This window comes from Pseudomonas sp. JV241A (genome assembly GCF_900275665.1).
Lineage (GTDB): Bacteria > Pseudomonadota > Gammaproteobacteria > Pseudomonadales > Pseudomonadaceae > Aquipseudomonas > Aquipseudomonas wadenswilerensis.
This window is the reverse complement of record NZ_OPYO01000015.1, coordinates 137488-150886: the sequence shown is the minus strand read 5'-3', so window position 1 is coordinate 150886 and position 13399 is coordinate 137488. Positions and strand designations below refer to the sequence as shown.

The following is a 13399-nucleotide window of genomic DNA, read 5'->3' as shown; positions in this document are numbered from 1 at the left end:
ACCATGGCACTCGAACAACTTCAGGCGTTTCGCCATGACCGCCCGCAATCCGAGCTGGGCCCGGTCGAACACATCGGCCCGGACGGCTACCCGCTGCTGGCCGGCTCCGAACTGCGCCACGAACATGAGTTGATCAGCGAACTGCTGCCGCTGGTGCAGAAGATCCATGGCCGCCCCGATGCCATGGTCTTTGCCTTGAGCAAACTGCCGGCGATCATGGCCCTGGATGCCGACCCGGCGTTTCGTACGCGCCTGGTCCTGGCCCTGATCGAACGGGTGGTGGCCTACAACGGTGAGCTGAGCACGGCCAGTGCCGGCCATGCCTTTTCGCACATCTTCGACTATGGCGTGCTACCGGCGCTGATGACCTGGCTGATGGAAAACGGCGCCGACGTCGGCCAGTTGGCCGAGCCTGTGCTGCAGTGGTTCACCAGCTACCGCTTTGCCTATTACGGCACCCTGCCGACCCTGACCGTGACTGACTGGGTCATTGCGCAAAACTACCAACAAGTGCCCGACGACCTGCGCGACCTGCTGATCATGCTGCGCAGCCAGTGCGCTGACCTCGGTCACTACGGCAACTTCGGCGAACAGCTGATGGCCAAGCTCGACCCGCTGCTGGGCAACGGCGCCTGGCAGGTGCTGGCGCCGTGCGAACACTGGACCCAGCTGGCCCTCGAAGACCTCGAACAACTCAGCCCCGAGGGGCGCGAAGACTGGCTGGCACTGTTGCGTCAGGCCGCTGCGGCGACCTCGGCGCGGCCGTCGGCGAAATGGCTGAAGAACGCCCAGGCGCTGCTGCTCAAGGTCGGTGAAGCCTCGCTGCGGGAAACCCTGCTGCGCTGGTTTGCGCGGGTCGATGCCGGGCGCTGCGGTGCACTGCTCAACGTTGGCTGGGAAAGCAGCGATGACCGCGCGCGCATGCACGATGGCAATGCCACGGTGCTGCGCGGCCTGTTATGGATGAGCGCGCCGCTGGCCGACAGCGAACTGACCCGGGCCATCGCCCGCCTCGCGTTGAGCGCCTACCGCAAGGTGCGCGGCATCGGCCCGCGGGCGCCCAAGGTCGGCAACGCAGCGGTATTCGCCCTGTCGTCGATCCCCAGCAGCGAAGCCGTCGGGCAACTGGCCCTGCTCAAGGTGCGGGTCAAGTTCGGTACCGCGCAGAAGGAAATCGAAAAGGCCTTCACCAGCGCCGCCGAAGCCCTGCAGCTGCCGCGTGACCAGATCGAAGAGCTCGGCGTGCCGACCTACGGCCTGGAACAGGTCGGCCTGCGCCGCGAAAGTTTCGATGACGGCGCCTTTGTCGCCGAACTCAAAGTCGACGGCAAGAGCGCCAGCCTGAGCTGGTTCCGCTCCGACGGCACGCCGCAGAAATCGGTGCCGGCCAAGGTCAAGGCTGACTACAAGGAGGAGCTCAAGGAGCTGCAAGGTGCGGTCAAGGACATCGGCGCCATGCTCCCGGCCCAGGCCGAGCGCCTGGACAGCCTGTTCCTGCTGGAAAAGCACTGGGCGTTCGGCCAATGGCAGGAGCGCTACCTTGACCATCCGCTGATCGGCACCCTGGCGCGGCGGCTGATCTGGGTGATCAGCGAAAGCGGCCAGCAGCACGCCGTGGTGTTCAGCGAGGACCGCCTGCAAAGCCTCGAGGGCAACACCATCAGCCCTTCCAGCGACGCCCAAGTGCGCCTCTGGCACCCGATCGGCCGCCCGCTGGAAGAGATCCTCGCCTGGCGCGAGCGCATCGAAACGCTGCAGATCACCCAGCCGTTCAAGCAGGCCCACCGCGAGGTCTACCTGCTGACCGAAGCCGAGCGCAACACCGCCACCTATTCCAACCGCTTCGCTGCGCACATTCTGCGTCAGCACCAGTTCCACGCCTTGGCCGCCGCCCGCGGCTGGCGCAACAAACTGCGGCTGATGGTCGATGACACCTACCCGCCGGCCACCCGTGAACTGCCGGCCTGGGGCCTGCGCGCCGAGTTCTGGATCGAGGGCGTGGGCGACGACTACGGCGTCGACACCAACGAAGCCGGGGCCTTCCTGCGCCTGAGCACCGACCAGGTACGCTTCTACCCCATCGACGCCGCACAGCGTAGTGCCCATGCCGGTGGCGGCGGCTATGCCATGAACCGCTGGGACAACGCCGAAGACGCCGCGCCCTTGCCGCTGGAGCAGGTGCCGGCGCTGGTGCTCAGCGAAGTGATGCGCGATGTCGACCTGTTCGTCGGCGTCGCCTCGCTGGCCAACGACCCGCTGTGGGCCGACGGCGGGCCGGACGGCCGCTACCGCGATTACTGGCACAACCATTCGTTCGGCGAACTGGGCGCCACCGCACAAACGCGCAAGCAACTGCTGGAAAAACTGCTGCCGCGCATGACCCGCCTCAAGGACAAATGGGCCCTGCACGGGCGCTTCCTGGAAGTCACCGGCAAGCTGCGCAGCTACAAGATCCACCTGGGCTCGGGCAATATCCTGATGCTGCCCAACGATCAGTACCTGTGCATCGTCCCCGACGCCAAGGCGCGCCAACAGACCACGCCGCAGTACCTGCCGTTCGAGGGCGATGCCCTGCTGTCGATCATCCTCTCCAAGGCCATGTTGCTGATCGACGACGACAGGATCAGCGACCCGACCATTACCCGGCAGCTGGCTTTGAAGTGAACCCGAACAGACACTGATCGGCGCTTATGCAGGAACTACCAAGGAAGGAAAGTGAATGACGTTCACCCATTACGCGATGATCGAAGATATTGTGCTGGATGGCTCGAGAACGCTAGCGGTTCTTGACTGTATAACTAGGAACGCCGTCGATCAGCTGAGCTATAAAACCTGGTCAAACGTGGGGCCCAACAATGAATATCTGCAGCAGACATTGTTGCTAACAGTCGATATTCAGGATCTGACTCAATCAATCGTATGGCGCAATCAGCCCACTCCGCTCTATCGCGGCTTCTGGTTGAAATTCACGCTTGACCACACAAACACACCGCCACCTGAAAATGCGGTGGTTGCCGAGTTTCTGAGTTTGGCCGAGCTGCAGGAGCAAACGTCTCATCGATTTACGTTGACCGGCATCCGCGCAGCACAGCCCCAGCTTCAACAACTCGCTTATCTGCACGGTTTATCAGCAGATGAAGCAACCCTCCATAGCGTACTTGATGCCGCCGCCCGCCAGGCCGGTACGTCCCGCTGGGTAGTGGCCTACGACATCGGTCAAGGCAATGCCAATGCCTTGATTGATGTCCATGGCCACCCTTGCCTGTTTTATGACCTGGGCTGGCCAACGAGCAGCAATGCCTGCACACGCCCCGCCGATCGCCCAGCGTTGCTGATTGATCATCGATGCTGCAACGATGGCGAGCTCTTCGCTCCAGTAGTGCTGTCTCACTGGGACTTCGACCATTGGGGCTATGCGGTAGGCAACATGGACTACAACTTCGGCCTACAGGCAGCCAACATGGTGTTCAAGCCTGAAGCTATGAGCCGGCCCTGGATTATTCCGCAGCCGCCACCGCCACGTAACAACTCAGGGCTGGGGCCCTCTCATTTGCGCTTCTTTGCGCATTTGTACTACCCGCTGGTATGGCCCAATTCACTCGAGCAGATCACTTTCAGCGCTGGCACCATCACCCGCACTGACCCTAGCCGAACTCCGCACAATCGCAACAACCAGGGGCTAGCCTGGTTTGTGATGGACTACCCGAACTGCGCAGCGGCCACTCTGCTGCCAGGTGACATCGAGTATGACAAGATTCGCTGGCCGGACCCTAGGCCCGATCTGGTCTCCCTGGTTGCCAGTCACCATGGTGGACGAGCCGGAATGCCGCCGGCAGCGAGCACTTTGGTGCCGGCACATCTGACCCTGTCGCTTGGTCAAGACAATACCCATCACCATCCCAGCCCCGTGGCGCTTGCCAATCATGCAAGGATGGGTTGGCCCGCCCCCATTGTTACCAAGGATCGCACACGGCGTGCTGGGTCGGGGCTGACTAGCGGCTCAGTGCTTATTCCACTCGATCCTGCGGCGGTAAAACCAAGCTTTGGTTGCACCCAATTGATTTCCAGCAATCTGGTGCCAACCCAGTAGAAACGCAATTACCCTTACCACTTCAAGCCAAGGACCGCCCATGATCGCCCAACTGCTGATCTGCGCCAGTGCCGCTATCGTCCTGCTGCTGGGGACGGTACACCTGCTCTACACCTTCGCCAGCAACAAGTTCCAGCCGCGCGATTCAGCCCTGGCCGAGCACATGCAAAACGTCGCTCCGGTGATTACCCGGCAGACAACGGTGTGGAGGGCCTGGGTCGGCTTCAATGCCAGTCACAGCCTGGGCGCCATGCTGTTTGGTCTGGTGTATGGCTACCTGGCCCTGGCGGCGCCGCTGGCGCTGTTGCGTGATGGTTTCCTGCTGGGCCTGGGCGTGCTGTTCCTGGCCAGCATGGCCGTGCTTGCCTGGCGTTACTGGTTCAGAATTCCGCTGATCGGCATCAGCCTGGCGCTGCTTTCGTTTGTCAGCGCAGTGGTGCTGCAGGCGTTGCCGCTATGAGGCTGTTGCTGCTGAGCCTTTTACTGATCGGCACGGTTTGCGTGGCCGATGATGAAGACTATCCGGACCCGCTCTACGGCTTTGTGGTCGGGCCTTATGCACTGGTCGGCAAACAACCGGACAACGGCGCCACGTATTCGGGCCGGGCCACCCTGCGCTATCTGGACGGTCAACTGGTGCTGGCGAAGACCATCGACGGCAAGACCCGGACGGCCATCGGCCAGGTCGAGGTTGCGGCCATTGCCAAGGCCAAAGTGCTGCGTTTCACCTGGCCCGGGCACCGCTCGACCTGCCTGATCCACGGTGACCTGGACAACTACGCGCGCCTGACCTGCTACTGGCAGCGCGACGGCGTCGAGCACAAGGAGCCGGGCATGGAAAGCTACTTTCCGACCGCCACCTGGCCGGAGAATCGCCAATGACAACAGGCATTCAACGCCCGAGCGTGGTGGTGATCGGCGCCGGCATCATCGGTGCCTCGATTGCCTATCACTTGAGCAAGCACGCGCAAGTCACGGTGATCGACAAGGGCCAGCCAGGCTTGGGGGTGACTTCCGGGGCCTTTGGCTGGATCAACGCCACAGCGCCGCAACCCGGCGAATTTGCCGAACTGCGCGGCCTGGCGATTACCGAGTATCACCGCCTGCAAAGCGAGCTGGGCACGGTGCCGATCAACTGGATCGGCGCGCTGTCGTTCAGCCAGGCGCCAGCACCGGTTGCCGGTGTCGAGCGGATCGGACCCGCTCGCGTTCAACAGCTTGAGCCGTATTTCAAAGCGCCGCCGCAGCAAGCGTTTTTCGCCCCGCAGGAAGGCTCCATTGACCCGGTAGCAATGACCCGCCTGCTGCTGGAACGCGCCCAGGCCAACGGCGCCAACGTCCTGAGCAATACGCAGGTGCTGGCGATTGAGTGCCGTGGCGGCGCCGTCGAGGCACTCGCCACGACTGGCGGGCAGATCGCCTGCGACCGCCTGGTAGTGGCGGCCGGCACCGAGTGCAAGGCCCTGTTGCAGCCCCTGGGCGTGGCGTTGCCGCTGCACCCGTCGCCGTCGATCCTGATCCGCCTGCGGGCACAAGAGCGGCTGGTGCACACGCTGATCGCCAGCAGCGAACTGGAAATCCGCCAACCGACGCCTGAGTTGATCCTGGCCGCCGAAGACTACCTCGACGCCGACGGCGAAGACGGCCCCGAAGCCATTGCCCAGCGGGCGCTGCACACCATTCGGGAAAGTTTGCACGGCGGCCAGGAGCTTGAACTGATCAGCACCGAGGTTGGCTGGCGGCCCATGCCGGATGATCGCATTCCGATCATCGGGGCCTTGCCCGCTGTCAGCGGGCTGTACCTGGCGGTGATGCATTCGGGCGTGACCCTGGCAGCGGTGGTCGGTCGCCTGGTTGCGCAAGAGCTGATCGATGGCCAGCTTGCGCCCGAGCTGCACGGCTGCCGGCCGTCACGCTTCAGCCTGTAGCCGCCTTCACTAGCCAGGCTTTGAATGCCGTCATCGCCGGGCTTTCGGCCTTCGACTGCAGGCGCGTCAGCCAGTAACTGCCGGTGCTGATGCCCAGGGCAAACGGCTGGCGAATGGCATCGCTGGCCAGCAACCGTTCGAACATCAACGGCGGCGCCAGGGCCACCCCGGCGCCTTGCAGGGCCGCGTCCATCATCGCCAGCGACGAATCGAAGACCATGGTCCGCGAAGGCTGCACGGCGCCAGACAGCCCGGCAGCCTGGAACCATTCGGCCCATTCATCGCTGCGGTAGGAGCGCAACAGGGTTTGTTGCAGCAGGTCGGCGGGGGTATGCAACTGCAGTGCAATCGACGGCACGCACAGTACCGACAGCGGCGCCTCCAGCAGCGGCTGCGCATCGATGCCATGCCAGGCGCCGGTACCGAAGCGAATGGCGTAATCCAGGCCTTCAGCGGCGACATCGACGCGGTTGTTGTTGGTCGACAGGCGCAAATCGATAAACGGGTGCAGGGCCTGGAACTCGGGCAGGCGCGGCAGCAGCCAGCCAACGGCAAAGGTGCCCACCGCACCCACGGTCAGCACCTCGCGGTAGTGGCCGCCGTCGAAGCAGTCGAGGGTCTGGGCGATGCGGTCGAAGCATTCGCGCAGCACCGGCAGCAAGGTCTCGCCTTCGCTGGTGAGCATCAGCCCGCGTGGCAGGCGCTTGAACAGGGTGACCTTGAGCTGGGCTTCGAGGCTCTTGACCTGATGGCTGACCGCCGCCTGGGTCACGCACAGCTCGATGGCCGCGCGGGTAAAACTAAGGTGCCGGGCCGAAGCCTCGAACGCCCGCAGGGCGTTCAGGGGCAGGTGCGGTCGGATCATGCAGACTCCCAAATTTTTCTAATGGCTGCTGCGAAATATCATCGTTTGTGCAACCTGCGCAAAGCGCCTAGATTGGCGCTCCCTGCTGCAGCCAGGCTCACAACAGTCCACTTATGGAAAGGTTGCCGATCATGCACCAAACAACCAACCTCAAGCCAGGGATTCTGGCCTCCCTTGCCCTTTGCCTGGTCGCTGGGCAAAGTTTTGCCGAGACGCCGCTGGAATCAACAGTGAGCGGCGCCATCCGCCCGCTGATGCAGCAACAGGCGATCCCCGGCATGGCCGTGGCCATCAGCGTCGATGGCCAACAGCACTATTTTAACTACGGGGTAGCGTCGAAACAAAACGGCCAGGCGGTGAACGCCGACACCCTGTTCGAGATCGGTTCGCTGAGCAAGACCTTCACCGCCACCCTCGCAGGCTTTGCCCAGGCCAGTGGCAAGCTGAGCCTCGGCGACCCGGCCAGCAAACACTGGCCGGCGCTCAAAGGCACGGCATTCGATGGCATCACCCTGCTCAACCTCGGCACCTACAGCGCCGGCGGCCTGCCCCTGCAGTTCCCGGATGAGATCAAGGGCGAGGCCGACCTGCCCGGTTACTACGGTCACTGGAAAGCCGACTACGCACCTGGCACCCACCGGTTGTATTCCAACCCCAGCCTTGGCCTGTTCGGCTACCTCGCGGCCAAAAGCCTGGGTACGCCGTTTGCCGAGTTGATGGAAAAACAGCTGCTACCGCAACTGGGCCTGCAGCACAGCTACCTGCAGGTGCCTGCCGCGCAGATGGGCAACTACGCCCAGGGTTACAACAAGCAGGATCAACCCGTGCGCGTCGGCCCCGGGCCGCTGGATGCCGAAGCCTATGGTTTGAAAGTGACGGCTGTGGATCTCTTGCATTACCTGGACCTGAACATCCAGCCGCAAAGCCTGAGCAAACCGCTGCAGCGGGCCATCGCCACGACGCAGACCGGCTATTACCAGGTCGGTGAAATGACCCAGGGCCTGGGTTGGGAGCAGTATGCCTACCCGGTTAGCCTTGAGCAGTTGCAGGCCGGCAATGCGCCGTCGATGGTGCTGGAGCCGCAACCTGTGACCTGGTTGAAACCGGCGCGGCCGCTGCCGGCCGACACCCTGTTGAACAAGACCGGTTCGACCGATGGTTTTGGAGCCTACGTGGCGTTTGTGCCGTCAAAACGCATTGCCATCGTGTTGCTGGCGAACAAGAACTACCCGATTGCCGAGCGGGTGAAGGTGGCGCATCGGATCCTCACGGCTTTGGATCAGTAGAATCGCGGGGCAAGTCGAGGCGTCGCACCGCCGCTCCCACAGTGGATTTGTGTACACCGGACCTGTGGGAGCTGGCTTGCCAGCGATGAAGCCGGTGCAGCCAGCACATCCAGCGTTGCCTGAATTGCGACCGCTGCGCGCTCGATCGCCGGCAAGTCCGGCTCCCACAGGCCCGACGCAGGGTTTAAAGTTGACCTCAAGGCAAACCGTTGCGCCCATGCAAGCGATAGCCTTCACGTTCGTTCAGGCGATCGTAGTAAGCCTCGACCGCCGGCAGCGCCGGACGCTCCAGCGGGGTCTGCAGCCAGCGGTTGACCGACAGGCCGATGGGAATGTCGGCCAGGGAGAAGTCCGCGCCACTCACATAGGCTCCGGTACGCTCCAGCTGACGCTCAAGGAGGGTCATGTTGCGCGCCCAGTTGCGACAACCCGCCGCCAGCGCTTCAGGGTCCTGGTGGGTCGGCGCCTTGCGCACCAGCGAGACAAAGGCATAGCTCCACGCGCCATTGAGGTCGGTAGCCTGCCAGTCCATCCATTGATCGACCCGCGCCCGCGCCTTCGGTTCGGCCGGGTACAGCTGCTGGCCGCCGTACTGCGAAACCAGGTAACGGATGATGCTGTTGGACTCCCACAGCACAAAATCGCCGTCCTGAATCACCGGCACCATGGCATTCGGATTCAACGCAAGGAACGCCTCCTCCGCGGTCGAGCGAAAGCCCGAGCCCCAGTCTTCGCGCGCGAACGGCAGCTGCAATTCGGCGCAGGTCCACAGCACCTTGCGCACGTTGATCGATGAAGCCTTGCCCAGTATCCGTAGCATCATTCACTCCTGATGGTGGTGTTGTCCCAGGTGTTGCAAGAACAGGCTGAACAGCTCCGATTGGGACGACACCCCAAGCTTGCTGTACAGGTTGCGGCGATGCACCTTGACCGTCTCCTGGGAGATGTCCAGGCGCTTGGCGATGGCCTTGCTGGAGTTGCCGCGCAGCACCAGGCGGGCCGTTTCCAGTTCGCGGGCCGACAGGGTGTCGCTGCCAAAATGCTCCAGGGCACGCTCGACCGGGGTCGAATGCTCGCTGACCTGCTGTGGATGCTGCTGTTGCCAGTGCTGGCGCATCAGGGCCAGCAGCCACGGCGCCAGCAGGGTCAGCTGGCCGATGGTCGCCGTCTGGTAACGCTGGTTGGCACCCAACGAAATGGCCAGGACCTTGCCCGGTTCGAGGTTGAGGATCAGCTGCAGCTCGTCCTCGCCGACCAGGGCGCGAAAGTAGTTGTTGAAGTAGTCGCTCTTGCGAAACTCGTCCGGCGCCACCTCTTCCATGCGGTACACGCCATCGGCCAGGCCGTCGCGCATGGCCTGGATAAACGGGTCGAGCAGGTACAGGCCGCCCAGGTACAGTGGCGCCGCCGCAGGCGCATCGCGAAAGCCACGGTCGAATTCCTCCAGCACCCGCGGCGCACCGTCGCGCTCCACCAGCAAGGCCAGGGCGGTGTCGCAAGGCACCAGTTGATCGAGCAGCACAATCAGCTGGTGCCAGAACCCCGGCCTGCCCAGCTGGTCGATGACCCGGGCCAGGCCATGGTGATGGGCGGCGGCTTCGAATAGCAGGTTCACCGGTAACTCCTAGGGGGTAACGATTGGGGGGAATCGCCAGCGGCAGGTCGAGTTCCTAGACTCTGCACACCGGCACGCAGTATTGCCGTTGCCCGAGTACTTGTCATGCTGTGCGAGCAACGGCCATTGCGGGCCCTTCGAACCTTCCTACAGGAGCTGTGAATCAATGCGTGTACGTGATCTGGGCATTCGTATCGGCGTGGGCACCCCTGGCGCGTTCAACGCCATCACCGATGTACCGGGCGTGCGTGTCGGCCATCACACCGTGCAGCGCGGCAGCGGCGACAACGCGGTCAACACCGGGGTCACGGTGATCGAGCCCCGGGCCCGGGCCGCCAGCCTGCAGCCGTGCTTTGCCGGCGTGCACGTACTCAACGGCAATGGCGATGCCACTGGCCTTGAGTGGATTCGCGAGGCCGGCTTGCTGACCACGCCGATTGCCTACACCAACACCCACAGCGTCGGTGTGGTCCGCGATGCGCTGGTGGCGGCCGAGCGCGAGATGGGCAAGGCGCGCACCTACTGGTGCATGCCCACGGTACTGGAAACCTACGACGGCGTGCTCAACGACATCTGGGGTCAGCATGTCACTGCCGAGCATGTCCACGCGGCGCTTGCCGCTGCGCAATCGGGGCCGGTGGCTGAAGGTTGCGTCGGCGGCGGCACCGGGATGATCTGCCACGAATTCAAGGGCGGTATCGGTAGCGCTTCGCGGGTACTGGACAGCGCGGCCGGCGGCTGGACCGTCGGCGTGCTGGTGCAGGCCAACTACGGTGTGCGCGGCGCCTTGCGGGTAGCCGGCTACCCGGTCGGCCAGGTGCTGGGTGCAGTGCATTCGCCCTTTAGCGCACCGCGCAACGTCGGCGAGCCGGGCATGGGTTCGATCGTCATCACCCTGGCCACCGACGCGCCGCTGCTGCCGCACCAGTGCACGCGCCTGGCGCAACGGGCCAGTGTCGGGCTGGCACGGGTCGGCGGCGGCACCGAAGACTCCAGTGGCGACATCTTCATCGCTTTCTCGACCGGCAACAGCCTGCCGGCGGCCAACTTTGGCCACCCGGGGCCGCCGACCAGCACGGTGCAGATGGTCAACAACGATCATATCTCGGCGCTGTTCAGCGCGGCGGCCGATGCCGTGGAGGAAGCCATCGTCAATGCCCTGCTGGCGGCCACCGACCTCGAAGCCCATGGCAGCAAGGTACTGGCACTCAAACCCGAGCAGTTGCTCGATGCCCTGCAGGCCGCTGGCTGGCGAGCCGCCCCAGGTGTTGCCGACAAGGCCTGACAGCGAAAGGCACTCGTTGCTGCGACAAATTGTCGGTATGGTGGTGTTCTGAAGATGGACGTTTACCCGCTCACAGGAAACCCAGAATGCCCCAACGTGAAGTTATCAATGCATCTGTCAGCCCAAAAGGCAGCCTGGAAACACTGTCTCAACGTGAAGTACAGCAACTGAGTGAAGCCGGTTCCGGCAGCCTGTACACCCTGTTCCGCCAGTGCGCGCTGGCAATCCTCAACACCGGCGCGCACGTCGACAACGCCAAGACCATCCTCGAAGCCTACAAAGACTTCGAGGTGCGCATTCACCAGCAGGACCGTGGCGTGCGCCTGGAACTGCTGAACGCACCGGCTGATGCCTTCGTCGATGGCGAAATGATCGCCAGCACCCGCGAAATGCTCTTCAGCGCCCTGCGCGATATCGTCTACACCGAAAGCGAACTGGCCAGCCAGCGCATCGACCTGGAAAGCTCCCAGGGCATCACCGACTACGTCTTCCACCTGCTGCGCAATGCCCGCACCCTGCGCCCGGGCGTCGAGCCAAAAATGGTGGTGTGCTGGGGCGGCCACTCGATCAGCACCGAGGAATACCAGTACACCAAGAAGGTCGGCCACGAGCTGGGCCTGCGCAAGCTGGACGTCTGCACCGGCTGCGGCCCGGGCGTGATGAAGGGCCCGATGAAGGGCGCGACCATCGCCCATGCCAAGCAGCGCATGAGCGGCAGCCGCTACCTGGGCCTGACCGAGCCGGGCATCATCGCCGCCGAAGCGCCCAACCCGATCGTCAATGAACTGGTGATCCTGCCGGACATCGAAAAACGCCTGGAAGCCTTCGTACGCGTCGGCCACGGCATCATCATCTTCCCCGGAGGCGCCGGTACCGCCGAAGAGTTCCTCTACCTGCTCGGCATCCTCATGCACCCGGACAACCGCGGCCTGCCGTTCCCGGTGATCCTCACCGGGCCGAAAAGCGCCGCGCCGTACCTGCAGCAGCTGCATGCGTTCGTGCGTGCCACCCTCGGCGAGAAGGCCCAGGAGCACTACCAGATCATCATCGACGACCCGGTCGAAGTGGCTCGGCAGATGGTTGACGGGCTCAAGGAGGTCAAGCAGTTCCGCCGCGAACGCAACGACGCCTTCCACTTCAACTGGCTGCTGAAGATCGAAGAAGGCTTCCAGCGCCCCTTCGACCCGACCCACGAGAACATGACCGGGCTCAAGCTCAGCCGCGAGCTGCCGCCGCACGAACTGGCCGCCAACCTGCGCCGGGCGTTTTCCGGGATTGTCGCCGGCAACGTCAAGGACAAGGGTATCCGCCTGATCGAAGAGAAAGGCCCGTACGAAATCAAGGGTGACAGTGCCGTGCTCGAACCCCTCGGCCACCTGCTGCAGGCGTTCGTCGACCAGCACCGGATGAAGCTGCCGGGCGGTGCCGAATACGTGCCCTGCTACCGCGTCGTGAGTTGATTCAAGCCCCTCCCCCGCTTGCGGGCACAGCCAGTGCCCGCAACATTTGCTGCTATTTTCCTACCCCCTTCAGTGAACCTGCCTGCAGAAATATGGTCTTTCAGCTGGCGGCCTGCGCGCACGCCGACTCTTCACCGGCCCAGTCATCGGGCTTTTATTGTTTATTTCACGCGAAGACCATCATGCCTATCTCTCGTCCTGTTTCTGCGGCGCCCGCGCTGTTTTCCTCCTGCACCCCGGGCGCGCGCCGCCTGCTGAGCGGTAGCCTGATAGGCGCCCTGCTGGTCCTTGCCCACCCGCTGCACGCCGAAGAAACCGCGCCCAGCAGCGAACGCTGGGTCAGCGACAGCCTGACCACCTACGTGCGCAGCGGCCCCACCGATGGCCACCGCATTGTTGGCAACCTCAAGTCCGGGCAAAAGGTCACCTTGCTGACCACTCAGGGCAACTACAGCCAGGTGCGCGGCGAGTCCGGAGACACCGTGTGGATCACCAGCAGTGACCTGCAGGCCGTGCCCGGCCAGGCCGAACGCCTGCCGCAACTGACCGGGCAGGTGACCCAGCTCAGCGAGCAGTTGAAGACCATCGACGACAGCTGGAAAACCCGCGTACAAGGCATGCAGGAGACGCTTGATTCGCGCAAGGCGCTGATCGACGAGCTGGAAGCACGCAACAAGGCGCTGAATGCCGAGCTCGGCGATACCCAGTCGGAACTGCGCAGCACCCAGGCGCATCTGGGTGACGAGAACAAGCAGGTGCTGATGCGCTATATGGTCTACGGCGGCGGCATCGCCGGTGCCGGCCTGCTCGCTGGCTTGATCCTGCCGGCCTTGAGCCGTGGGCGCAAACGCAACGATCGGTGGTTCTGAG

Annotated in this window: 12 protein-coding genes; 9 read left to right on the top strand and 3 right to left on the bottom strand. The window is 63.7% G+C overall.

Going from position 1 to position 13399, the window contains the following annotated elements; genetic code table 11:
• Positions 1 to 3 precede the first annotated feature (3 nt).
• From JV241A_RS10310 to JV241A_RS10290, 5 genes are read left to right on the top strand one after another with little or no spacing between them, the layout of a single operon-like run.
• Positions 4 to 2664, top strand: coding sequence for a DUF4132 domain-containing protein (locus JV241A_RS10310; protein ID WP_134062340.1), 2661 nt, complete (start codon positions 4 to 6; stop codon positions 2662 to 2664).
• Between the two features lie 55 nt (positions 2665 to 2719).
• Positions 2720 to 4090, top strand: coding sequence for a hypothetical protein (locus tag JV241A_RS10305; protein ID WP_134062338.1), 1371 nt, complete (start codon positions 2720 to 2722; stop codon positions 4088 to 4090).
• Positions 4091 to 4130: 40 nt separating this feature from the next.
• On the top strand, positions 4131 to 4550 hold the full coding sequence (locus JV241A_RS10300) for a hypothetical protein (protein WP_134062335.1): 420 nt from the start codon (positions 4131 to 4133) through the stop codon (positions 4548 to 4550).
• A complete protein-coding gene (locus tag JV241A_RS10295; protein WP_134062333.1) occupies positions 4547 to 4972 on the top strand; it encodes a hypothetical protein in 426 nt (141 codons plus the stop codon). The genes JV241A_RS10300 and JV241A_RS10295 overlap by 4 nt, the downstream gene beginning before the upstream one ends.
• On the top strand, positions 4969 to 6018 hold the full coding sequence (locus JV241A_RS10290) for an FAD-dependent oxidoreductase (RefSeq protein WP_134062331.1): 1050 nt from the start codon (positions 4969 to 4971) through the stop codon (positions 6016 to 6018). The genes JV241A_RS10295 and JV241A_RS10290 overlap by 4 nt, the downstream gene beginning before the upstream one ends.
• Here the strand turns inward: JV241A_RS10290 and JV241A_RS10285 are convergent.
• Complete coding sequence (locus tag JV241A_RS10285; RefSeq protein ID WP_134062329.1) at positions 6008 to 6883, bottom strand: LysR family transcriptional regulator; 876 nt, start codon at positions 6881 to 6883, stop codon at positions 6008 to 6010. The two genes, JV241A_RS10290 and JV241A_RS10285, sit on opposite strands and share 11 nt — an antisense overlap.
• A gap of 131 nt (positions 6884 to 7014) precedes the next feature.
• Between JV241A_RS10285 and ampC the strand changes: the two genes are divergently transcribed.
• The gene (gene ampC / locus JV241A_RS10280; RefSeq protein ID WP_115087263.1) at positions 7015 to 8169 is read left to right on the top strand and encodes a class C beta-lactamase; all 1155 of its coding nucleotides are present in this window, start codon (positions 7015 to 7017) and stop codon (positions 8167 to 8169) included.
• 196 nt (positions 8170 to 8365) lie between these two features.
• Here the strand turns inward: ampC and JV241A_RS10275 are convergent, their stop codons facing one another.
• Both JV241A_RS10275 and JV241A_RS10270 read right to left on the bottom strand, forming a co-directional pair.
• Positions 8366 to 8989: a glutathione S-transferase gene (locus JV241A_RS10275; RefSeq protein ID WP_134062327.1), complete on the bottom strand. Its 624-nt coding sequence runs from the start codon at positions 8987 to 8989 to the stop codon at positions 8366 to 8368.
• A gap of 3 nt (positions 8990 to 8992) precedes the next feature.
• Entirely contained in the window at positions 8993 to 9784 is a 792-nt protein-coding gene (locus JV241A_RS10270) for a helix-turn-helix transcriptional regulator (RefSeq protein ID WP_134062325.1), read from the bottom strand.
• A 166-nt stretch (positions 9785 to 9950) separates the two neighbouring features.
• Here JV241A_RS10270 and JV241A_RS10265 point away from each other — a divergent pair, with 166 nt between their 5' ends.
• The 3 genes from JV241A_RS10265 to JV241A_RS10255 all read left to right on the top strand — a co-directional run bounded on the left by JV241A_RS10265 (position 9951) and on the right by JV241A_RS10255 (position 13398).
• A complete protein-coding gene (locus JV241A_RS10265) occupies positions 9951 to 11069 on the top strand; it encodes a P1 family peptidase (protein ID WP_134062323.1) in 1119 nt (372 codons plus the stop codon).
• 86 nt (positions 11070 to 11155) lie between these two features.
• Entirely contained in the window at positions 11156 to 12529 is a 1374-nt protein-coding gene (ppnN, locus tag JV241A_RS10260) for a nucleotide 5'-monophosphate nucleosidase PpnN (protein WP_134062321.1), read from the top strand.
• 182 nt (positions 12530 to 12711) lie between these two features.
• Positions 12712 to 13398: a TIGR04211 family SH3 domain-containing protein gene (locus JV241A_RS10255; protein ID WP_134062319.1), complete on the top strand. Its 687-nt coding sequence runs from the start codon at positions 12712 to 12714 to the stop codon at positions 13396 to 13398.
• The last annotated feature ends 1 nt before the right edge of the window (position 13399 follow it).